The 22725-nt window shown below is 71.9% G+C and carries 17 protein-coding genes and 1 pseudogene; 13 read left to right on the top strand and 5 right to left on the bottom strand.

What is annotated here, in order from left to right; genetic code table 11:
• Positions 1-96: 96 nt before the first annotated feature.
• From ABIA35_RS04000 to ABIA35_RS03990, 3 genes are all read left to right on the top strand, one after another.
• On the top strand, positions 97-747 hold the full coding sequence (locus ABIA35_RS04000; protein WP_370341206.1) for a TetR/AcrR family transcriptional regulator: 651 nt from the start codon (positions 97-99) through the stop codon (positions 745-747).
• A 95-nt stretch (positions 748-842) separates the two neighbouring features.
• Positions 843-1376 (top strand): SigE family RNA polymerase sigma factor, encoded by a 534-nt coding sequence (locus ABIA35_RS03995; protein WP_370341205.1) that lies wholly within the window; start codon positions 843-845, stop codon positions 1374-1376.
• Positions 1377-1390: 14 nt separating this feature from the next.
• Entirely contained in the window at positions 1391-2536 is a 1146-nt protein-coding gene (locus ABIA35_RS03990) for a hypothetical protein (RefSeq protein ID WP_370356608.1), read from the top strand.
• A 54-nt stretch (positions 2537-2590) separates the two neighbouring features.
• Here ABIA35_RS03990 and purU read toward each other — a convergent pair whose 3' ends face one another.
• Together purU and ABIA35_RS03980 are read right to left on the bottom strand one after the other, a co-directional pair.
• The gene (gene purU / locus ABIA35_RS03985) at positions 2591-3475 is read right to left on the bottom strand and encodes a formyltetrahydrofolate deformylase (protein ID WP_370341203.1); all 885 of its coding nucleotides are present in this window, start codon (positions 3473-3475) and stop codon (positions 2591-2593) included.
• Between the two features lie 47 nt (positions 3476-3522).
• Positions 3523-3699: pseudogene (locus ABIA35_RS03980) on the bottom strand (glutathionylspermidine synthase family protein); the annotation flags it as partial.
• A gap of 266 nt (positions 3700-3965) precedes the next feature.
• On the opposite strand from ABIA35_RS03980, the gene ABIA35_RS03975 reads away from it, so the two are divergent.
• A complete protein-coding gene (locus ABIA35_RS03975; RefSeq protein WP_370356606.1) occupies positions 3966-5024 on the top strand; it encodes an NAD(P)/FAD-dependent oxidoreductase in 1059 nt (352 codons plus the stop codon).
• 114 nt (positions 5025-5138) lie between these two features.
• On the opposite strand, the gene ABIA35_RS03970 is transcribed toward ABIA35_RS03975, so the two are convergent.
• The gene (locus tag ABIA35_RS03970; protein ID WP_370356604.1) at positions 5139-6677 is read right to left on the bottom strand and encodes a class I adenylate-forming enzyme family protein; all 1539 of its coding nucleotides are present in this window, start codon (positions 6675-6677) and stop codon (positions 5139-5141) included.
• 163 nt (positions 6678-6840) lie between these two features.
• Here ABIA35_RS03970 and ABIA35_RS03965 point away from each other — a divergent pair, with 163 nt between their 5' ends.
• Complete coding sequence (locus tag ABIA35_RS03965; protein ID WP_370356602.1) at positions 6841-7959, top strand: LLM class flavin-dependent oxidoreductase; 1119 nt, start codon at positions 6841-6843, stop codon at positions 7957-7959.
• Between the two features lie 7 nt (positions 7960-7966).
• Here the strand turns inward: ABIA35_RS03965 and ABIA35_RS03960 are convergent, their stop codons facing one another.
• Positions 7967-8599 carry a cysteine hydrolase family protein gene (locus tag ABIA35_RS03960; RefSeq protein WP_370341199.1) on the bottom strand — a complete coding sequence of 211 codons (633 nt, stop codon included), beginning with the start codon at positions 8597-8599 and terminating at the stop codon, positions 7967-7969.
• 109 nt (positions 8600-8708) lie between these two features.
• On the opposite strand from ABIA35_RS03960, the gene ABIA35_RS03955 reads away from it, so the two are divergent.
• From ABIA35_RS03955 to ABIA35_RS03935, 5 genes are all read left to right on the top strand, one after another.
• Entirely contained in the window at positions 8709-9998 is a 1290-nt protein-coding gene (locus ABIA35_RS03955; RefSeq protein WP_370356600.1) for an acyl-CoA dehydrogenase family protein, read from the top strand.
• Positions 9998-11029 (top strand): acyl-CoA dehydrogenase family protein, encoded by a 1032-nt coding sequence (locus ABIA35_RS03950; RefSeq protein WP_370356598.1) that lies wholly within the window; start codon positions 9998-10000, stop codon positions 11027-11029. Before ABIA35_RS03955 ends, ABIA35_RS03950 begins: the two co-directional genes overlap by 1 nt.
• 502 nt (positions 11030-11531) lie before the next feature.
• Entirely contained in the window at positions 11532-12380 is an 849-nt protein-coding gene (locus ABIA35_RS03945; protein WP_370341196.1) for a hypothetical protein, read from the top strand.
• The gene (locus tag ABIA35_RS03940; RefSeq protein ID WP_370356596.1) at positions 12370-14484 is read left to right on the top strand and encodes a CpaF family protein; all 2115 of its coding nucleotides are present in this window, start codon (positions 12370-12372) and stop codon (positions 14482-14484) included. The genes ABIA35_RS03945 and ABIA35_RS03940 overlap by 11 nt, the downstream gene beginning before the upstream one ends.
• A 47-nt stretch (positions 14485-14531) precedes the next feature.
• Entirely contained in the window at positions 14532-17432 is a 2901-nt protein-coding gene (locus ABIA35_RS03935) for a LysM peptidoglycan-binding domain-containing protein (RefSeq protein ID WP_370356594.1), read from the top strand.
• A gap of 93 nt (positions 17433-17525) precedes the next feature.
• Here the strand turns inward: ABIA35_RS03935 and ABIA35_RS03930 are convergent, their stop codons facing one another.
• A complete protein-coding gene (locus ABIA35_RS03930) occupies positions 17526-18461 on the bottom strand; it encodes a cyclase family protein (RefSeq protein WP_370356592.1) in 936 nt (311 codons plus the stop codon).
• A gap of 140 nt (positions 18462-18601) precedes the next feature.
• Here ABIA35_RS03930 and ABIA35_RS03925 point away from each other — a divergent pair, with 140 nt between their 5' ends.
• Genes ABIA35_RS03925 through ABIA35_RS03915 form a run of 3 tightly spaced genes read left to right on the top strand, consistent with a single transcriptional unit; the run spans position 18602 to position 22725 of the window.
• Positions 18602-19564, top strand: a complete 963-nt coding sequence (locus ABIA35_RS03925; RefSeq protein WP_370356591.1) for an SDR family oxidoreductase — start codon at positions 18602-18604, stop codon at positions 19562-19564.
• Positions 19561-20640 carry a Zn-dependent alcohol dehydrogenase gene (locus ABIA35_RS03920; RefSeq protein ID WP_370356589.1) on the top strand — a complete coding sequence of 360 codons (1080 nt, stop codon included), beginning with the start codon at positions 19561-19563 and terminating at the stop codon, positions 20638-20640. Before ABIA35_RS03925 ends, ABIA35_RS03920 begins: the two co-directional genes overlap by 4 nt.
• 24 nt (positions 20641-20664) lie before the next feature.
• The gene (locus ABIA35_RS03915; RefSeq protein ID WP_370356587.1) at positions 20665-22725 is read left to right on the top strand and encodes a hypothetical protein; all 2061 of its coding nucleotides are present in this window, start codon (positions 20665-20667) and stop codon (positions 22723-22725) included.

Below are 22725 nucleotides of genomic sequence, written 5' to 3'. Positions count from 1 at the left end.
TGTTCGGGCAGATTCGGGAACACCGGAGCAGATTCGGGAACGGTCGCGACACGCTTGCCGATTCGTTCCCGGCGCCGGACGTGGCAGCATGGCGATGTGCAGTCCGAGTCCCGCAGCTCCCAGCCCGTCCGCCCCGCGCCGCGCACGGCGCCCCGCCGCCGGCTGTCGGTCGACCGACGCCGCGACGAGCTGATCGAGGCGGCCCTGGACCTGCTCGCCACGCGCGGCCCCGACGAGGTCTCGGTCGACGACGTGGCGCAGGCCGCCGGCGCCTCGCGCGCGCTGGTCTACCACTACTTCGGCACCAAGCAGGAGCTCTACGCCGCCGCGCTGTCCAAGGCCGCGGCCGAGCTGACGCGGCGCCTGGCGCAGGTCGAGCCCGGCGACACCCCGCTCCAGCGGCTGGACCGCGCGGTCCGGGCGTTCGTGGAGTTCGCCGAGGCGCACTCCGCCGGGTTCGTCGCGCTGCTCGGCGGTTCTGCGGCGTACGGCTCGGGCGGGGAGTCGGCCGCGCTGGTGCACTCCGTGGAGGACACCGTCTATGAACTCCTCGTGGAAGGACTCGGCGAACCCACACCGGTGGACCCGCTCGTCCGGATGACGCTCAAGTGCTGGGTCGCCGCCGCCGAGACCGCGGTGCTGGACTGGCTCAAGCACCAGGACCTGGCCCGCACGGAGATCGAGCAGCAGCTGATCGTGCAGCTCGGGGCGCTGCTGATGGCGATCGGCCATGAGGTCCCGGTGTAGGGATCGCCCGAAAGAAGTCACAGAAGAACTCACAGGGGACGAAGAAACCCGTCCTCTGTTCCAACCACGCGGACCGTCCTCCGGTCATACCTAACGTGAGGAAACTCAAGAGCCCGCTGGTGCATGGCGGTTCGGCCGATGCCCGCGAACAGTTCCGTGAGTACGCCGTGGGGGCACAGCCCCACTTGCGCCGTAGCGCGTACCTGTTGTGCGGGGACTGGCACACCGCCGAGGACCTCGTGCAGACGACCTTCGGTCGGCTGTTCCGGTCCTGGCCGAGGGTGAGCCGTGCCGACTCCGTCGACGCGTACGCCCGCACGGTGCTGTACCGCGCCTTCCTGGATCTCAAGCAGAAGGACCGCCCGACCGTCGCCCTGGACGACGCCCCCGAACCGGCTTCCCCGGCCGACGACGCCGCCCTGCGGCTCGCGGTGCGCAGCGCACTCGACACGCTGCCGCCCCGGGCCAGGGCCGTCGTCGTCCTGCGGTTCTGGGAGGACCTGACCGTCGAGCAGACGGCCGACGCGCTCGGGATCTCCTCCGGGACGGTCAAGAGCCAGACGTCCCGGGCGATCGCCATTCTGCGGCAGCGGCTCGGTGCGGCCGTCAGCGAGCTCATCCACGACTAGCTGGGAGAAGAACTGTGAACGACATGCGTGAGCTGTTGTCCGGCGCGCTTCCGGCGCCGCAGGACGAGCCACAGCAGCGGGACGTCATCGACGCCGCCATGGACTGGGGCATGCGCCGGCGGCGGCGGGACTGGGCGCTGTCCGGGGCTGCGGCGCTGGCGGTGCTGGCGGTGGGGACGGGGGTCGCGGCCATGAGCGGCGGATCCGGGAACGGCGCGAGCCCCGCGGGCGGCCCGGGCACTTCCGCGGCGACGACGGCGAGCAGCAGCCCGTCGTTCCCGGACGGCATGTGGTGGACGCCGTACTGCAACACCCCGGGCACCGTTAAGGGCGACCTGGCGCAGTACTGCAAGCTGTACAACGAGCAGCAGGACTTCAACGTCGACTTCGCCAAGGGCTCGGTGAAGTACATCCAGGCGGCCTTGCCGGCGGGATACACGGTGAAGGCCACGAACACCTGGGTCCTCGTCCTCACCGGGCCGAACGGCAAGACGAACCTCATGTTCCCCTCCGCGGAACCGGCTTCGACGCTGGACGGGAATCCGCTGAGCTGCGGCACGCCGGCCCCGCCGACCTGCGTCCAGACCAGCACCGCGGGCGGGAACGTCGTCGTGAACAACTACCCCTCGGGCGCTCCGAGCGCCGGATACGTCGGGAAGGGACTGACGGACCCGCGGGTCGACCTTCTGCTGGGCACCTCGACCGGCGGCGCCCCGAACGGCATGGCACCGCCCACGTCGGCGACGCCGCTGCTGAGCAACGCCCAGTTGGCCAAGATCCTGAGCGACGCCGGGTTCCTGGGCTATGCGAAGGCGCAAGTGCAGCACCTGGAAGACATCACCAAGCAGCTGCAGAACATGGCGCCGCCGAATTCGAGCGGGTACACGCTGCCCTCGCCCTCCCTGCCGGCCGGCGCGTTCCCGGTCGGGGCGCCGCCGACCGGGGCGAGCGGGTCGTGGAATTGGGCGAACACCCCGCCGTCGGGGAGTCAGTCCTCCGGAAACAGCCAGCCGCCGGAAAGCCAGTCGTCCGGAAACAGCCAGCCGGGCGGCGGCCAGTCGTCGGGAAACAGCCAGCCGCCCGGCAGCCAGTCCTCCGGAAACAGCCAGCCGCCCGGCACCGGATCCAGCCAGCCCTCCGGAAGCCAGTCGAGCTCCTGAACAAACGGGCCCTGGGAAGCGCGCGGCGCTTTCCAGGGCCTCGCCCCGTCCGTCCTAAGGGAAGACGACCGTCCGGTTCCCGTTCAACAACACCCGGTGCTCGGCGTGCCACTTCACGGCGCGCGCCAGCACCTGGCACTCCACATCCCGGCCGACCGCGACCAGCTGCTCGGGGCTGACGCCGTGGCCGACGCGCGCCACCTCCTGCTCGATGATCGGGCCCTCGTCGAGGTCGGCGGTGACGTAGTGGGCGGTGGCCCCGATCAGCTTCACGCCGCGGGCATGCGCCTGGTGGTAGGGCTTGGCGCCCTTGAAGCTCGGCAGGAAGGAGTGGTGGATGTTGACGATCCGGCCCTCCAGCGCCTTGCACACGTCGTTGCTGAGCACCTGCATGTAGCGGGCCAGCACGACCAGCTCCACACCCCGGCTCTGGACCACCTCCAGCAGCGTGGCCTCGGCCTTCGCCTTGGCTTCGGCGTCGCCGGCGGCGACCGGCAGGTGGACGAAGTCCACGCCGTAGGAGCGGGTCAGCTCCTCGAAGTCGCCGTGGTTGGACACCACGGCGGCGACCCGCACCGGCAGCGCCCCGGTGCTCGCCCGGAACAGCAGGTCGTTCAGGCAGTGCCCGAACTTGCTGACCATCAGCACCACCGGCATGAGCTCGTTGGCGTCGTGGATCCGCCAGGCCATCCGGAAGGTCGCCCCGACCGCCTCGAAGCTGCTGTTGAGCTGCTCCAGCGTCACCTCGTCGTGCACCCGCTCGAAGCTGACCCGCATGAAGAACAATCCGGTGTCCGGGTCGCCGTACTGCTGGCTGTCCAGAATCGTGCAGCCCGTCATGAGGAGGTAGTTCGCGACGCCGTGCACGACACCGGGGGTGTCCGGACACGACAGGGTGAGGACCCACTGCTGCTTCTTCGGCTCGGCCATGCCCGCCATTGTCGCTGATCGATGGCGTTCGTCCCAGTAACCGTCCGGCTGTCGAGCTATCCGTCTATGACGTGCGGCACAAACCGCGCGTAGGTGTCCGTCACCAGTCCGTCCGACTCCCGGATCCCCAGCCCCGCCGACTCGCCGTCGACCAGCCACGCTCCGAGCACCGCTCGGCCGCCCCCGTCGCTGCCGGAGAAGCTCGGAAGCGGGGAGAACTCCTGGTCCACGCAGCGGTCGTGGTCGTCGTGGCTGCACCCCGCGACGCCCCAGCCGATCACCGCCGCGGACATCATGCCGCCGACGATCAGTTTCGCGCGCTGCCGTTCGACCTGTTCGCGCATGGTCTTCCCCCCGATTCCGTACGCCCCCCGACCCGAGAGCACGCAGCCTACTCCGGCCCCGAACGCGAACGGCGGCCGAAACATCGGCGAAGCGGGCCGGAAACGTCGGTCGGGCATCGTGAAGGCATCGCGTCGCCGACCGAAGGGATCCTGTGATGACCAGGAAGATCGTCGTGGTCGGCTGGGGCCTGGCGGCCCATCGCCTCGTCTCCGGCTTGCTGGCCGCGGACGCCGACGTGGACGTCACCGTCTACGCCGGCGAGGGTGGCACAGCGCACGACCGCTCGGCACTGCCGGGCACGCTGATCGGCACCGCCGGAGCTACCGGAGCTGCCGGCGCAGTCATGCCGAACCCGGCCGCACTGCCGACCCCGGCCGACCCGCGTCTGACCGTGCGGGCAGGGGTCCGGGCCGTGGCCGTGGACCGCATGCACCGGCTGGTCCACGGCTCCGACCGGTGGGTCCAGCCGTACGACACCCTGGTCCTGGCCACCGGCGCCAATCCGGTGCTGCCGCCGATCAAGGGCCTGCGGACCGACGACGGCCTGGACCTGCTCCCCGGCGTCCACTCCGCGCACACCGCCGCCGACTTCCGTCGCCTGGCCGAGGCCGCGACCGCCGCCACCCACGCCGTCGTCATAGGCGGCAGCACCACCGGCCTGGACGTGGCCGCGGCGCTGCGCCTGCTGCGCGCGGAGGACCCGCTGCACGTCGAGCTCATCGACCAGACCCCGGCCACCCCGGAGATCACGCCGACCGACGCCTACCTCACGCTGCGCCGCACCGGGGTCATCGCCTACCAGGACTGCCGGGTCCGGGCTCTGATATCCGGCCCCGACGGCCGGCTCGGCGGTGTCACGCTGGCCGACGGCCACCGGCTGACCTGCGACCTGGCGGTCATCGCCTGCGGCACCGCGCCGAACACGGCCCTGGCCTGGACCTCGGGTCTGGCGGTGGCGCGCGGGATCGTCGTGGACGACACCCTGCGCAGCGTCTCGGACCCGCATATCCACGCCCTCGGAGCGTGCGCCGAGCACCGCCGGAGCCTGTCCGGACGGTCCGACACGGTGCTGGCCCAGGCCGACGTGCTCGCGGCACGGCTGTCCGGCCTGGATCCGCACCGCACCTACCGCGGGCCCGGCACGCATTCCGTGCCGGCGCCGGCCGCAGTCGTCGCCGAAGCCGAAGCGCTCCTCAAGGCCGCGGCGGCGTAAAAGCAAGGACCGGCCAATGGCGACCGGTCCTGAGATGGCGGTACCGGTACACCCCGCCGGTACCGCCATCTCACCTTCAGTACCGACTGATTCAGAACCGACGACGGCAGCCGGCTAGTCCCGGAACCGCGCCACCAGATCCCGCTTGATCACCTTCCCGGTGGGATTGCGCGGCAGCCCGTCCACGACTTCCAACTGCTCCGGCAGCTTGTGCGTGGTCAGCCCGGCCTGCTTCAGGAACGCGACCATCTCCGCGAACTCCAGCGGCTCGGCGCCCTCCGCCCCGACGACCACCGCGCACACCCGCTCCCCCCGCTCGGCGTCCGGGAGTCCGATCACCGTGGCCTCGGCCACCGCGGGATGCGTGAACAACAAGTCCTCGATCTCCTTGGCGGAGATGTTCTCGCCCTTGCGGATGATGATGTCCTTGAGCCGACCGGTGATCCGCACGAAGCCTTCGGCGTCCACGGTCCCGAGGTCGCCGGTGCGGAAGTAGCCGTCCGGGTCGAAGGCGTCGGCGTTCAGCGCCTCGTCCACGTAGCCGAGCATCAGCTGCGGCGCCTTGGCCCGCAGCTCGCCCTCGTCGCCGGGGGCGGCGGGCTTGCCCTCCAGCGTCACCACCCGCAGCTCGACGCCGGGCATCGGGCGCCCCTCGGAGTCGTCGAGCGCCGACTGCGGGTCGTGCACCGTGGACATGGTCAGGATCGGCGCCTCGGTCAGGCCCCAGCCCGCTATCACGCCCAGGCCTCCGACCTCGTCGCGGATCTGGGCGTGCAGCGTCGCCGGACGCGGCGCGCCGCCGCCGTTGCACAGCCGGAAGGTGGGGAAGGCGCGCTCCCCGGGGCGGGTCTTCGCGAACTCCCGCTGGGCTTTGAGATAGGCCAGGTGGAACGGCGTGCCCGAGCCGCCGAGCGTCACCTTCTCCCGGCCGAACAGCTCGACGGCCGCCGCCGGGTCGAACCGGTCCAGCAGCACGTTCGACAGCCCGGCCATGAGCGAGGACGCGAGCCAGATCGGTCCCGCGACGTGGGTCAGCGGGAACGCCATCCCGTTGATGTCCGCACCGGTCAGCGCCAGGCAGGTGTGCATGCCGCGGGCCGCGGCCAGGATCGCCGCGTCGGTGTGCCGGGCGCCCTTGGGGTCGGCGGTGGTGCCCGAGCTGTAGAAGTACCAGCGCAGCTCACGCTCGGCAGGGGCCTGATACGGCGGGAGCACCGCGGGGTCGCCCTCGGGCAGGGTGCGGTCGGCGGTGATATGCCGTGTCGCAGTGCCCTGGGTCAGCCGGGCGGCCATCGCCGCGAAGTCGAAGCCGCCGAACTCCGAGGGCGTGATCACCAGCTCCGGCGCGATCTGCCGGACGATGAACCCCACCTCGCGGTCGCGGTAGATGGGGATGACCGGGTTCTGGACCGCGCCGAGCCGGCTCAGCGCGGCCATCAGCACGTAGCCGGCGTTCCAGGTCGGCAGCTGCCAGGACACCACGGTCCCGGCGCGCACCCCGAGACCGTGCAGCCCGGCCGCGGTCCGCAGCGCGGCGTCCCGGAAGGCGCCGTTGGTCATCCGCGACCCGCCGGAGTCCACCAGCAGCTCGCGGTCCGGATCGGCCTCGGCGCGCCGCTCGATCAGCTCCCACAGGCTCCCCGCGTCCAGCATCGCGCGCCTCCAGCTCAAATCTGACGATGGGTCAGTTCATCGCAGTTCTACTCCACGCCGCGATCAGGCGGAAGAGCCGTGCCCCTTGCGACCGCAAAGCCGATCAGTACGATATCTGACGGTGCGTCAGATGGCGCCGACCGACGACGAGTAGGAGCCCACCGTGGAGTTCGGCCTCTTCAACAGCCTCTACGTACCACAGGACCGCCCGGACATCACGGAGGCCACGCGGCTCCGCGACGAGATCGAACTGGTCAAGGCCGCCGACCGCGCGGGCTTCAAGTACACCTGGGCCACCGAGCACCACTTCCTCGACGAGTACTCGCACCTGTCCGCCAACGAGGCGTTCCTGGGCTACCTGGCCGCCGCCACCGAGCGCATCCACGTGGGCTCGGGCATCTTCAACATCACCCCGCCGGTCAGCCACCCGGCCCGGGTCGCCGAGAAGGTGGCGGTCCTGGACCACCTGTCCGGCGGCCGGTTCGAGTTCGGCGTCGGCCGCGGCTCCTCGACCACCGAGACCAAGGGGTTCGGCATCGAGGACTCCGACGTGACGCGCGAGATGGTCGACGAGACGCTGCCGCAGATCGTGCGCATGTGGAAGGAGACGGACTACAGCTTCGAAGGCCGCTTCTTCTCGATGCCGCCGCGCAACGTCCTGCCCAAGCCGCTGACCGACCCGCACCCGCCGCTGTGGGTCGCGGCCGGATCGCCCGGCACCTTCAAGAAGGCCGGCCAGATGGGCATCGGCGTGCTCTGCTTCGCGCAGGCCTCGATGGACGACCTGGGCAAGCTGATCGCCATCTACAAGGAGGAGATCGAACGCTGCGAGAACCCGGTCGGCGGCTACATCAACAACAACGTCATGGTCACCTCGCAACTGGTGTGCCTGGAGGACGGCCAACGCGCCCGCGAGGTCGCCGCGACGATGGGCTCGGGCTACCACCAGACGCTGCTGTGGAAGTACCTGGACACCTTCCCGCGCCCGCAGTGGGTCAACGACCTCGGCGGCCGCATCCCGGAGATGGACCGCGCGACGATCGACGCGGTGATCGAGGCCAAGGCGATGTGCATCGGCACGCCGGAGGAGGTGGCCGGCGCGGTCGAGGCGGTGCAGGCGATCGGGGCGGACCAGCTGGTGTTCGGGATGCTGTCGACGGCGATGCCGATAGACGTGGCGATCGAGTCGGTGGAGACGTTCGGACGCGAGGTGCTGCCGCGGTTCGACACCGATCCGGTGCACTCGACGACGCGGCAGCGGGAGGCGCAGCTCGGGGGGTGAGGCGGTCTCACCTCCCCCAGGCAGCCGCCAGATCGGTGCTGGTCGTCAGCACGGCCAGCACCGCCAGGGTGTTCTCGATCATCGCCTCCGCGTACGCCGCCGGCACGCCGGCCACCGCGTCGCGCGGCAGCACCACGTCGAAGCCGGCGTTGACCGCGTCCATCACCAGGTTGGTGATCGCCACGTTGACCGACAGGCCGACCGGGATCACCGTCCGGGCGCCGACGTTGCGCAGGACGGCGGCCAGGCCGGAGTCGTACATCGGCCCCAGGCCGTGGTAGCGCGGCAGCTCGATGTCCTCCTCCAGCAGGCCGATCTGGTCGATCACCGCCGCCGCCTGCGAGCCGGGGAGCAGGTCCTCCACGTCGTCGCGGCGGGCCGACTTCAGGGCCGCGGCGAACAGGCGGGCGTTGGTGTTCGCGCCGCGGGCGTCGGGGCGGCGGTAGACCGTGGCGTGGATGACCGGGACGCCGGCCGCGCGCGCGGCGTCCACCACCCGCACCATGGCCGGGATGTGCGACCGCGCCGCGGCGGCGAGGTCGGGGAACAGGGCCGCCGGGCCCAGGACGCCGTTCTGCACCTCGGAGGTGACCACGGCGCAGCGGGACGGCTCCAGCATCGCGTTCAGATCGACCGGCATGCCGGGCACGGTAGCTGACGTCGCGTCAGTTGGGGAGCGGGTCTTGTGGCCCGCGATCGCCCGCAATACGCTCACCTGACGGACCGTCAGATATCGACAGGAGCCCGCTGTGCAGCTGCGTGACACCCCGGACCAACGGCGGTTCCGTGAAGAGCTGCGCGCCTGGCTCCGCGCGACCCTGCCGACCCTGGACCCGCAGCCCTCGCAGGATGATTGGCCGGCCCGCCGCGCCTACGACTCGCACTGGCAGGCGCTGCTGCACCGGGCCGGCTACGCGGGCCTGAACTGGCCGGCCGCGTACGGCGGCCGCGGCGCCACCCCGACCGAGCACCTGATCTTCCTGGAGGAGTCCGAGCTGGCCGGCGCCCCGTATGTCGGCGTGAACTTCGTCGGCCTGCTGCACGCCGGCCCGACCCTGATCGCCGAGGCCAGTCCGGAGCAGCGCGAGCGCCACATCCCGGCGATCCTGCGCGGCGACGAGATCTGGTGCCAGGGCTTCTCCGAGCCCGACGCCGGTTCGGACCTGGCGGCGCTGCGGACCCGGGCGGTGCGCGAAGGAGCCGGCGCCGGTGACCACTACGTCGTCAACGGCCGCAAGATCTGGACCTCGCACGCCGAGGTCGCGGACTACTGCGAGCTGCTGGTGCGCACCGGACCGCCGGACGGCCCGAAGCACCAGGGCATCACCTGGCTGATCATGCCGATGGACACCCCCGGCGTCTCGCTGCGCCCGCTGATGACCGCCGGCGGCTCGACCGAGTTCTCGGAGATGATCCTGGAGGACGTCCGCATCCCGGTGGCGAACCGGGTCGGCGAGGAGGGCGACGGCTGGCGCATCGCGATGGTCACCTTCGCCTTCGAGCGCGGCACCGGGTTCGTCTCCGAGGTGGTGTGGGCCCGGCGGCGGCTGGTCGAGATCGCGGCCCTGGCCCGGGAGAACGCGGCCTGGGAGGACTCCGGGACCCGCCGCCGGATCGCCGGGCTCGCGGCCGAGTTCGACGCCCTGTGGGCCCTGGTGAAGCGGAACGTGTCAGAGGCCGAACACTCCGCCGACGGCATCCCGGGCCCCGGTTCCTCAGTTTTCAAGTTGAGGTTCTCCGAGGCCCGGCAGCACCTGGACGACCTGCACGCCGCGGTCCGCGGCCGGGACGCGCTGGCCTTCGACGACGAGCTGTGCACCTACGACGGCGAGCCCGGCTACGAGCGCCTGCGGTCCCTGGCGTACACGATCGCCGCGGGCACCTCGCAGGTCCAGCGCAACATCATCGGCGAGCGGATCCTGGGCTTGCCCAAGGAACCCTCCGCCGCCAGCGCCGCCGGGAGCGCCGGGAGCGCCGGGAGCGCCGGGAGCGCCGGAACCACGAGAAGCACCGGCACCACCAAGGGGGGCGCGCGGTAATGGACTTCCGGCCGACAGAAGACCAGCTGGCGCTGGCCGGCGCGGTGCGCGACGTGCTGGGCAAGCACTCCGCGCCGGGCACGCCGGGGCTGGAGGCGCCCGAGACCGGCATCGGCGGCGTGGACGTGGCGCTGTGGCGCGACCTGGCCGAGCTGGGCATCTTCGGCGTGCGGGTGCCGGAGGCCGACGGCGGCCTCGGGCTCGGGCACGGCGAATCAGTGCACGTCTTCGAGGAGCTGGGGCGCGCCCTGGCGACCGGCCCCTTCACCGCCACCGCACTGGCCGCGACGCTGCTGCCCGAGTACGCCGGCGGCCGGCACCGCGTCGGGTTCGGCGACCTGACCGGCGGCGAGCCGCAGATCCTGGAGCACCTCGACGCCCTGGACGCGTTGCTGGTCGTCGAAACGGTCGAGGGCGAGGGCCCGGCGGCCGCCGGGCACAGCCAGGTGCTGCGCGTGGAGCCGATCGAGCTGCGCGCCGACGCCGTTCCCCACCCTGTGGATCCCTGCGTCCCGCTGCACCGCCTGCGCCAGAAGCCCTTGCGCGGCGAGATCGTCGGCGACGCCGGCACCGCCGACGCGCTGCTGCGCGAAGGGGCCCTGCTGACCGCGGCCTACCAGGTGGGCATCGCCGCGGTGCTGACCGAGCGCGCGGTCGCCTATGCCAAGCAGCGCACGCAGTTCGGCCGGGCCATCGGCTCCTTCCAGGCGGTCAAGCACCTGTGCGCGGACATGTTCGCGCGCGCCGAGCTGGCCCGCGCCGCCGTGCACTCGGCCGCGGTGCAGCTCGACGACGAGGCGGCCGGCCACGACGGCACCGACCTGCCGGCCGCCGCGGCCGCGGTGTCGGCGGCCAAGCTGCTGGCCGACGAGGCCGCCGTCACGAATGCGAGGTCTGCGATCCAGGTGCACGGCGGCATGGGCTGCACGTGGGAGATGGGCCTGCACTTCCACCTCAAGCGGGCCTGGGCCCTTTCGCTGGCCTACGGCCGCGCGGCGGACCACGCGGACCTGATTTCCGAGTCCCTGTAAAGCCCGATCCCACCCGGCGCCACACTCAGGCGTTGATTGATGGCGAATATTGACACCCCGTACCGGCCGCGCCTATACAGGGATGCCTGACGTGCCCACGGCGAACCCCCAGCTCAGCCGCTCGCCGACGGCTCCGCAGGCCACAGCCGGTCCAGGTGAGGGCGCACGTGGCCGCGGTGGCAGGACTCTGCGACGCAGGCCGCGAAATCCCGACGAATCCACAGGACTACATCGGTCGCGACTGGTTACAACTGAATCAGAGTTCTCATAGCTTTTGAAGAATCGGACACTGTACCACTAAAGAGCATCAGTCCGCGCAATGCCACAGCTCCACCGCGCTACCGAACGACCGGGAAAGAGCACAGCCGATGTGGACCCCACCCGCGCCACACCCCACCGGCGGCGGCGTCAGCCCGAGCGCGCCGTCCGCCCGACCGATTGCGCCCGCCGGCGGCCGCAGTCCGGTCCGGCGTACGCGGGCGGCCGCGCCGATAGGCCCGCCATGGCGATGATCTGCCTGGTGTCGGCCAAGAACTCGCCCGGGGTGACCACCACCGCGGTGGCGCTGGCCGAGTCTTGGCCCAGGCCCGTGCTGTTGGCCGAGTGCGACCCGCGGTACGGCGACATCGTCGCCGGCTACCAGCAGGGCGGCGGGGACGTGGCCAAGGGCCTGCTGGGCCTGGCCGCGATCCACCAGCACACCGACATCCGGCAGGAGGTCTTCCGCTTCCTGCAGCCGCTGAGCCCGACCTCCCCGGCCCGGCTGCTGGCCGGGGTCCAGGTGCCGGCGCAGGCCGCCGCCGTGTCAGTGCTCTGGGAACCGCTGGCCCGCCTGCTGCCGGCGCTGATGGTGAAGCGGCGGACGGTGGACGTGCTGGTGGACTGCGGGCCGCTGCACGCCGCGCACGCGCCGCTGCCCCTGATCCAGCACGCCGACCTGGTGCTGCTGGTCACCGGCGACCACCTGGAGCAGATCCGCGCGGCCCACGACGCGGTCGGGACCATCGCCGCGCAGCTGGCCGCCGCCCGGCCGCGCGCCGACCCGCGCTGGTGCCTGGCCGGCGTCGTGATCCCGCCGGGCGCGCGCCGCCACAACGCCCGGGAGGCGATCGAGCAGGCGCTGGAGATCGACGTGATCGCCGAGGTGCGCCACGACACCAAGGTCGGCGCCGAACTGCTGGGCCGGCGGAACCTGCCGAACGGTTATTCACGCTCGGGATACATGCGCGACATCCGGGAGTTGCAAGCTGCTATCGATCGTCAGTTGAACCGCCCGGCACCGCCGGCGCGCACCGTCGCGACAAGCCGCCGGCTGACGGTGGTACCCGGGGAGGCCGCCCATGCCGGCTGACAAGAACGACCCGCGGCGCGCGCAAGCCGGCCCCAGCGGTACCGGCGGGGGACCGGGGCGGACCCGCGGCACCGGGCGGAGCGACCAGGTATCAGAACTGCGCGATGCCATCGCGTTCCTGAACCGGGAGAGCGTCTCGCTCCCCGATCCCGCTACACCGCCTTGGGAGAACCAGAACCAGAGCCGGCAGCCGGGCGAACCGCCCGCCCCCGCAGGCGGACCGAAGCCGCCGCCGGCGCCGGTCCGCGAACTGGGGCCGTCCCCGGACCGGCCGCCGTCGCACGCTCTGCCTCCGGGCCCGCCGCCGGTCGTGGGGAACGCCATGCAGTTCCAGCACGGCCCGCCGGGCGCCGGTCGGCGCCAGCTCCCGCCGCCGCCCAAGCCTTCGGCCCCGGCTCCGGCTCCGGCTCCGGTTCCGGCACCGACACCGGCGCCGACCTCAAGCACGGGCGCGGGCGCGGGATTGAGCTCGGGCTCGGCCTCGGCTGCCCCCTCGGCGCCGCCGATGGACGACCAGACCAACCGTGCGCGCCACGAGCTCGCGCTCCGGTTCGGCGGCGGCTCGGAGTACCCGACGGAACCCAAGCCCCCACAGGGGATCCACGCCTTCTCGGCCGTCGACTGGAACGGCATCGACACCATCCGCAAACAGGTGCGCGACCGGATCTCCGCCCAGTTCTCCGCCCCCGAAGCCGGCACCGACGAGCAGCGCCGCGCCTTCGGCATGGCCGTCATCGAGGAGGCGGTGAACTCCTGGGCGGCCCGCGCCACGGCGCGCGGGCAGGCGGTCGACGACGCGCGGCAGGACGCGATGCGGCGGGCTGCGGGCGCCTCCGTCTTCGGCATGGGCGGCCTGGCCCCGATGCTGGACCATCCCGACGTCGAGACCATCGAGTACCGGGGCTGCGACGACGGCCACGTGGTCTACACCGACGGCCGCGTGGAGAAGGCGCCGAGGATCGCCTCCTCCGACGAGTCGCTGCTCGCCGACATGCGGACCTGGGCCGCCCGGCGTCATCGGACAATGACACCGGCCGAGCCGCTGCTGGACCTGACCGTGGACGGCGGCGCGCGGCTGACCGCGACCATCGGTGTGTCCAAGCGGCCGACGCTGGTCGTACGCCGGCACCGGGTCGTCCGGGTGACGCTGGACGACCTGGTGGTCAGCGGCATGGTCTCGCCGGCGATCGCGGCCTTCCTGCGCAGCGCGGTGCTGGCCGGCCAGACGGTCGCGGTCACCGGGCCGCTGGACGCGGGCAAGACGACGCTGTTGCGCGCGCTGGCCGCCGAGATCCCGGTGATGGAGCGCTACGCGACGGTCGAGGCGGAATTCGAACTCAACCTCGACGAGGTCGGACGGCACCCGCGGATGGTCGCCTACCAGTCGTGGCCGGGCACCACGGAGCGCGGCCCGGACGGCAGGCGCGTCGGCGAGGTGACGCTGTCGGACGTCATCGAGGTGGCGCTGCGGATGAACGTGGCGCGGCTGGTGGTCGGCGAGGTGCGCGGCCCGGAGGCGGCCACGCTGCTGGAAGCGGTGTCGACCGGCGGCCGGGCGGCGCTGTGCGCGATCCACTCCGGCTCCGCGCGGGAGGCGTTCAACAAGTTCGTCATGCTGTGCATGCGCACCACCATGAGCAGGGACTCCGCGGTGCAGCTCGCCGCCGAGACGCTGCACTACGTGGTGAACATCCGCATGGACACCGAGCCGGCCACGGACTCCCGGGAGCCACGTGCCACCGGGCGCTACGTCGACCGGGTGGTGGAGATCAACGGACTCGGCGAGCGCCTGGCCCCGGTGGTCACCGAAGTGTTCGCCCCCGGACCGGACGGCCGCGCGGTGTTCGCGCAGCGGCCGGAACGCCTGGCGACCTTGCAGCGCGCGGGGTTCGACCCCAAGTGGTTCCTCTATGGGAACGACCAGTGGTACGTCGCCCCGGTCCCGGCCGCGCAGAACGTCTCACGCCCCGCGCCGCACCAGCAGCGCGAAGGCGGACGCGGCTTCCAGAACATGACGCCGGTCCCGAAGCCGTCCCTGACCGAGCAGGACGTCTTCGACCGGCAGTACCTGCGCACCCGGCGCATCGACTCTGAGCCCCACTGACTAGAGGTCCCAACTGAAGGCCCACTGACTACGGAGGACCAGGGCACATGACGGACGACGGGGGCGACGCGGGCCGGCGCGGTCATGCGGGGCGGCAAGCACCGGAGTATCAGACCTATGTCGTGCGCAAAGGCGACTCGCTGTGGCGGATCGCGGAGGCGCAGCTGGGCGACCCGAACCGGTTCGCCGACATCGCCGAGCTGAACGACGGCCGGCGGATGCCGGACGGGACGGTGTTCAGCTACGTCGAGTTCCTGCAGCCGGGCTGGGTGCTGATCATGCCGCCGGACATGGGCCGGCACAGCCCGGAGCTGGCCGCCGCCGAGCCGGTGCGGCTGGCGCTGGAGTCGGGCGTCAAGACGCTGGCACAGGAGACCAAGGCCCTGGCCCGACGCGAGTCCACGTTCGCCACCACGCGCCACGACTCCGGCAAGACCGTCTCGGCGACCGGCGGCCTGCTCGCGGCGGGCGTGTTGAGCGCCCTGGGCGACCGGCGGCTGCACAAGGTCATGCGGCGGCGGCCCGGGGAGCTGATCTCGATGCGGCAGCCGGGGATCTGGGAGCTGGAGCTGAGCCGGATCGACAACCCGACCGGCCAGGTCCTCGTCGACGCGGCTCTGAGGACCCTGAGCGCGAAGCTCACGAAGGCCGACCGGGGGCTGCCGGACCTCAGCATGACGGTGCTCAAGCCGCACGGCCTGGAGCTGCACCTGGTGCGTCCGCAGCCGCCGGTCGCGCCGTTCTACGCCGATCCCAGGCGTCCCGCGGTGTGGATCTGCCCGCTCGGCGCGTCGGTCGGCACGCCCCCGCGGCACGCCCCGGCGCCGTACCCGGCCCTGGTCTCGCTGGGCTTCGACGAGGACGACGACACGGTCCTGGTCGACCTGGAGGCCGCCGGCGGGGTCTCGCTGCTGGCCCCCGAGGCGGAGTCGGTGTCGGTGCTCCGGGCGATGGCCGTGGAGCTGGCGACCGGGATGGCGGCCGGGCAGGTGGAGGTGACGCTCGTCGGCTTCGGCGCGGAGCTGCCGCCGCTGTTCGCCCCGGGGACGCTGACGTACGGCGAGGACTTGGCACGCGCCGTGGAGGACCTGGCGCAGTGGTCGGCGAGGGTCGAGGCGGTCCTGGACCGGCGCGGCGTCACGGTCCGCAAGGCCCGGACCCACCCGGACGACGAACTGGCGCCTATCACCAGGACGCACGTGCTGCTCTCGGCGGTCGCCCCGGACCTGCGGCTGACGCACCGTCTGCGGCACCTGCTGTCGGGACGCCCCCGGACGTCGATCGCGGTGGTGGCGGCGGCCGAGGACCGGGACCTGGTGCTGTCGCCGTGGACGATCGGCGGCCCGATGGTCCACACGCCGCGGTCGCAGGCCGGCGCCCCGGGCATCGGCCTGCGGGTCCAGGCCCTGCGCGCGGAGCGGTACGAGGCGGCGGTGCGGGAGCTGGCGACGGCGGACTCGGACCAGGAGAAGCCGGCGCCGCGGGACGGGGCGTTCAACCTGCCGCCCACGGCACGGCGGGAGGCTTCGGGGGCGAAGACGCCGCTGCCGAAGCGCAAGCCCTCGCACCCGCGGCGGCATGTGGCGGGCAGGTCGGGGGCTGGGGCGGAATCGGGGCTTGGCGCGGCGGCCGGGGGCGGCGGCTCCGAGCCGCGCGGACCGGTGCGCGCCGAGCTGATCGCGACACCGGATCCGGTCCAGCCGAACCGGTTCCGCGTCCCGGTCGACGACCTGTTCCGGGTCGACGCGCTGCTGCCGACCGCGCTGCCGTCGACCACCGCGCCGCTGCCGACGCCGGGGACGGCGAAGGAGGCGCGGCTGGCGCTGAAGCCGGCGAACCTGCCGCAGTTCGACGCCGCGGCGGACGGGGACGAGGAGCCGCCGCCGCCTCGCGCGGAGGATCGGTTGGCGGGGATCGAGGCGCCGGGGGCGGGATCGGGGGCGGGATCAGGGGCGGCACCGGGATCAGCACCGAGGTCCTGGTCGCGATCGGATGAGCTGACTGAGCCCACTAAGCCCGCTTGGCCCACTAAGCCCATTGAGCCAGTTGAGCCCACTGAGCCCGCCGAGCCGACTGAGCGACTCGTCTGGACCGGCCGGCCCGCGCAATCGGCGCGGAGCGCGCTACCGGCGTCCCTCGCAGAGCAGGCCCAGAAGCCGGGACAGTGGCACGGCGCGTATTGGAGCCAGCGCAAGGCGGCCGCGGCGGGGATGCCGAAGCTCCGCGCCGAGGCGCCCGCCGGCTCCGAGCTGATGCCCGCGGCGCACGCGATCGACGTGCTGGGGCCGATCGTGCTGGCCGGTGTGGAGAGCTCGGCGGAGCTGGCGGAGGTCGCGGCGTACACGGTGCTGCATCCGGGGTGCTCGGTGCAGCAGCTGGCCCAGGACCTGTGGCCGGCCCGCACCGGCGCGGTGGCCATGGCCGACGCGCAGGTCATCCAGCTGCGCGAGCTGCTCGGCACCGACATCCACGGCGAGCAGCTCCTGCGCGTCACCCCCGAGAGCGTGACCCTGGCGCCGACGGTGACCTGCGACTGGCTGGAGTTCCTGCACCGCAGCCAGAACGGCGAACTGGTCGGCGCCCTCAGCCTGGTCCGCGGCCGCCCCCTGGAGGACGCCCCCCTGCGCCGCTACGGCTGGGCCGAGACCCTCCGCCACGAGATGGCCGCCCTGATCATCGACACGGCCCACTACGTCGCCGAGGCATGCCTGCGCGAACAGAGCCCCCGCAACGCCCGCAAGGCCGCCCTGCGCGGCCTGGCGGCGGCCCCCGAATCAGAGCTCTTGTACCGCGACCTCCTGGCCGCCCTGGCCGCCCTCGGCGACCTCCCCGCAGCCCGCCGGCACGCCGACACCCTGCTGGGCTACGCCGAGCGCGAGCGCCTGCCGCTCCAACCCGAGACCGCCGCCCTGCTGCGGGATGTGGCGCACGCGGCCTCGCGCAGCTGAGGAGGACGCGCCCGGCCGGCGAAACCGGGCCGCTGCCCAACCGCGCGAGACGGCGGCCGGCTGCCGGCTCCTGAATACCGCTGCCGGCCGCTCCTACTTCACCGCCACCGGAATCACCGGCGCGCCGACCGCCCGCGTGAAGGGCTCCGGCGACGCCGCCAGGAAGAACTCGTACACGCCGTCCTGCGCGCAGTCCTCCGCCAGCGCCTCCAAGTCCCAGTTCTGGCCTTGCAGCATGCCCATCTCCACCAGGTGCAGCAGGTGGACCGGCAGCTGCGCGTCCTCGCGCTCCGGCGGGTAGACCTCGAAGGCCACGTTGTCCGTCGCGACCGCCGCGGTGTCGTGGGCGTGGAACCAGGGCACGGTCTGCATCGAGGGGCCCGATGACGGGTGGCTGTACGCCAGCTTGTCGCCCGCCTTCAGTGCGGTCATGGCGCCGGTGCGGATCAGCACGATGTCGCCCGGGCGGATCCGCACCTTGCCGAACTCCGCCGCCGCGTCCAGGTCCGCCGGGGTGAGGGCGTGTCCGTGTGCTGCGTCGCCCAGGCGCGGGACGCCGAGGGCGCGCGGTACGTCGAGAAGGACGCCGCGGCCCACGATCGCGCCCGCCTTGTCGATCCCGCAGTGTGCGGCGCCGGCGGCGGTGATGTCCGCGGCGTCGAAGCCGTTGTACAGGCGTCCTTCGTAGGACACGTGGGCCAGTGCGTCCCAGTGCGTGCAGGCCTGGAGTCCCATCTCCACGCGGTCGTCCGAGGTGCGGAAGGCGTGCTGGGGGCCCATCACCTGGGCGTTCACCATGATCATGGTGCGCTTCGGGTTGTCGCGGCCCTCGATCATGCCGATCTGCGGGCCGTCCTCGTCCAGGGGGACCGCCAGGGTGAGGCGGCGGCCGGTGCGGATCAGCGCGGCGGCGTCGCGGACGCGGTCGGGGGTGATCAGGTTCAGGGTGCCGCGTTCGTCGGCGGGGCCCCAGCGGCCCCAGTTGTTGACGCGGCGGGCCAGGTCGGTGAACTGCTCGGGCAGCGGCATGGCGGTGCTCCCAGGGTTCCCAGTGAAATCTGACACAGCGTCAGAAGATGTCTGTCCACTGGCGCGAACCTTAGCTAACATGCCGTCAGATTCGAAGATGTCGCCGACTTCGCAGGCAGCACAGACGAGGAGCGAGCAACGTGGCCGACTTCCTGGCGGGCAAGGTCGTGGTGGTGACCGGTGCGGGACGCGGCATCGGGCGCGCGGTGGCCCTCGGCTGCGCCGCCGAGGGTGCCTCGGTGGTGGTCAACGACTACGGCGTCGCCGTCGACGGCAGTGCGCCGTCCAGCGAGGTCGCCGACGCGGTGGCGCAGGAGATCCGCGACGCCGGCGGGCAGGCGGTGCCCTGCGCGGACTCCGTCACCACCCTGGCCGGCGGGCAGCGCATCGTGCAGACCGCGCTGGACTCCTACGGGCGCGTGGACGGCGTGGTGTGCGTGGCGGGGATCCTGCGCGAGCGGATGCTGTTCAACATGGCCGAGGAGGAATGGGACCCGGTCATCGAGACCCACCTGAAGGGCACCTTCACCCTCTTCCGCGCGGCCAGCGCCGTGATGCGCAAGGCCGGTGGCGGCGCGCTGGTCGGCTTCACCTCCGGCAACCACGCCGGCAGCGTGTCGCAGGCCAACTACAGCGCGGCCAAGGGCGGCATCGTGAGCCTGGTCCGCAGCGCCGCGCTGGGCCTGGGCAAGTACGGCATCACCGCGAACGCCGTGGCCCCGGTGGCGCGCACCCGGATGAGCGCCAACGTCCCGTTCGACATGGCCGAGATGGGCGAGCCGCAGGACGTCGCGCCGCTGGTGGCCTACCTGCTCTCGGAAGCCGCGCGTGACGTCACCGGGCAGATCTACACCGTGGCCGGCCGCCGCATCGCGGTGTGGAACCAGCCGCAGGAGATCCGCTCGATGTACGGCGAGGAGCCCTGGACCGCGGAGTCGATCGCGAAACGGCTCCCGGAGGCGGTGGGCGTGGAGACCATGCCGATGATCGCCAAGCTCGCCGCGTACGCGAAGGCGACCGAGGAGCGCAAGGAAACCAAGGAAACCGAGGAAACCGAGGAACAGAAGCCGTCGAAGACCGGGCAGGACGGGGCGGCGTCGTGAGGGCCGCGGTCTTCGAGGGCGGCAAGCTCGAAGTCGTCGACGGTATAGAGGTACGCGGCCCGCGCACCGACGAGATCGTCGTCCGCATCGGAGCCGCCGGGCTGTGCCACTCCGACCTCAGCGTCGTCAACGGCACCATCCCCTTCCCTGGCCCGGCGGTGCTCGGGCACGAGGGCGCCGGCGTCGTGGAGGAGGTCGGCGCCGCGGTCACCCGGGTCAAGCCCGGCGACCACGTCTGCTTGACCACCATCAACCACTGTGGCGTGTGCCCGGCGTGCAGCGAAGGCCGGCCGACCATGTGCCGCGCGACGTTCGGCAAGATCAGCAAGCCGTTCACCCGCGAGAGTGCCGATGGCGGCACCGAGAAGCTGTTCTCCTTCGCCAACACCTCGGTGTTCACAGAACGCGTAGTAGTCAAGGAAGTACAGGCCGTACCGATCCCCCAGGACGTGCCGATGGCCTCGGCCGCGCTGGTCGGCTGCGGGGTGCTGACCGGCGTCGGCGCGGTGCTGAACCGCGCGAAGGTGCGCATCGGCGAGACGGTCGTGGTGATCGGCGTCGGCGGCATCGGCCTGAACGCGATCCAGGGGGCACGGATCGCGCGCGCCGGCCGGATCATCGCGGTGGACACCAACCCGCGCAAGGAGGAAGCGGCACGGCGGTTCGGGGCTACCGACTTCCTCGACCCGAGCGGCCAGGACGTGGTCGAGCTGGTCAAGGAGATGCTTCCCCGGGGCGCGGACTACGTCTTCGAGTGCGTCGGGCATCCCGCGCTGATCCGCGCCGCGACCGACATGCTGGCGTGGTCCGGGGCCGCGGTGCTGCTCGGGGTGCCGCGCAGCGACGCCGAGGGGACGTTCCTCGTTTCCGGGATGTACATGGACAAAACGATAATGGGCTGCCGGTACGGAACCTCGCACCCTCAGTTCGACGTCGAAAGGTACGTGGACCTCTATCGGAAGGGTGAGCTACTCCTGGACGAACTGGTCACAAAGACCTACCCTCTGGAGCACATCCACGAGGCGATCCACGACCTGGAGAGCGGGTCACTGGCAAGAGGAGTCCTCTTGCTCTGAGCCCTACGAGGGGAAACAAAGGCCGTGACGGAGAGCCCGGGCGGGCAGGGCGCGCCGGAGCACGACAGCGAGGCCGCAGCGCTGCTCATGGAACCGTCCACGCCTGCGGCCCCCACGGTCCCCGGGCAGCAGACCCGCGACGATGTCGGAAACGCATCCGGCACAGCCCAGGACACGGTCGCCGGCGAAGAGCTTGAAGACACAGCGCTTGAAGACGCCGCCGACGATGAACCTTCCACCCCGCCCCAGCGCTCGGACGCCTCCGAAAACGCCCGAAACCCGCTGCGGCGCATCGCCGCCCGCGTCGTCGAGGAGTTCCTCAACCCGAGCCCGGGCCTGCTGCTCTCGCTGCTCTACATCGGCCTGGCGGTGTTCCTCACCTGGAAGCTGCTCTTCCACCCGACGAACAGCCTCCTGGCCGGCAACCCCTACGACCAGTTCTACTTCGAGTGGCAGCTCACCGCCGTCGAGCACGCGATCACGCACCTGCAGAACCCGCTGTTCACGCACACGATGAACGCCCCCGACGGCATGAACCTGGTGGCGAACCCGCAGATCATCGGCCCGGCCGCGGTCCTCACGCCGATCACCGCGCTGTTCGGCGCGCCGGTCTCCTTCGCGCTGCTGACCACCTTCAACCTCGCGGCGACCGCGACCACCTGGCGCTGGTTCCTGCGCCGGCACGTGGTGCGCACCGAGACCGCGGCGTTCGTCGGCGGCCTGTTCCTGGGCTTCTCGCCCTCGATGATGTCGCACTCGCTGGCCCACCCGAACCTGGCCGGGCAGTGGCTGGTGCCGCTGATCCTGGCCGGGGTGCTGCGGCTGCGCGAGCCGGACCGGCGGCGCGTGCGCGACGGGATCGTGCTCGGCCTGCTGATCACGGCGCAGGTGTTCGTCGGCGAGGAGTTGCTGCTCCTGGCGGCGATGGGCGTCACGTTCTTCCTGGTCGCCTACATCCTGATGAAGCCGCGCCAGGCGTGGGCCGAGGCCGCGGGCTTCCTCAAGGGCGCCGGCGTGGCGATCGTGACGGCCGGCGCGCTGCTGGCCTATCCGCTGACGTTCCAGTTCGCCGGTCCGCAGTCGTTCAAGGGCATCCCGTTCGACGTCGCCTACTACTCGGCGGATCTGAAGTCCTACGCGGTGTATCCGAACCTGGAGCTGTGGGGGGACCCGGCCAAGCTGGACCCGCTGGCGCCGGGCGGCACCGAGCAGGCCGCGCTGGTGGGCTGGGTGCTGCTGCTCGTGGTGGCGCTGATGACGCTCTGGCTGATCCGCAACGCGGCGGTGCGGGCCCTGCTGATCGCCGCCCTGGTGCTGGTCGCCCTGTCCGTCGGCCCGACGCCGGTGTTCGACCACGGCACGATCGATTGGTGGCCGCTGGGGCCGACCGGCGTGTGGACGCACCTGCAGAACCTCCCGCTGTTCTCCTCAAGCCTGCCGGTGCGCGAAGCGCTCGCGGTGAGCTGGATCATCGGGATCCTGCTGGCGCTGGGGCTGGACAAGGCCGTCCTGTACCCGCAGCAGATGGTCCGCTGGGTCGTGTTCGCCGACGTGGTCCGCGGGTTCGCCTTCGCCTGTGTGATCGTCGCGCTGGTCCCGCTGATCCCGCGGGTCTTCGACACCTCCCCGCGCCACCCGATCCCGCAGTACTTCACGGCGGGGGCGTGGAAGGAATGCGTCTCGCCGGGGCACAACACGATCGTCGGCGTCCCGCTGTCCGACGGCGGCGACCGCACCAACCAGACCTGGTCGACGGCCGCGGACACGGCCTTCGACATCCCGCAGGGGCCGGTCATGGCGCCCACCTCGACCACCGACAAGCAGGTGGCGTGGGCCAAGAACAACGTGCTGTGGACCGCGCAGTGGCTGTCCTACATCTACAAGAACGGCGGCAGCGCGACGCCCCCGGTGAACCCGTCGATCACCAACCGGGTGCGCCTGGACCTGGAGACGTGGCACGCGAAGTGCGTGGTCGCCGAGGACGGGACCCAGAACCTGGCCGCCATCAAGAACTTCCTGGACCAGGCGATCGCCCCCGGGACTCTGGAGGGCGGCGTGGTCGTCTGGAAGGAGCCCACCGGCTGA

The sequence above is a fragment of the Catenulispora sp. MAP12-49 genome (assembly GCF_041262705.1).
GTDB lineage: Bacteria > Actinomycetota > Actinomycetes > Streptomycetales > Catenulisporaceae > Catenulispora.
The sequence above is the reverse complement of the archived record's forward strand: the minus strand, read 5'-3'. Positions and strand labels throughout refer to the sequence as shown.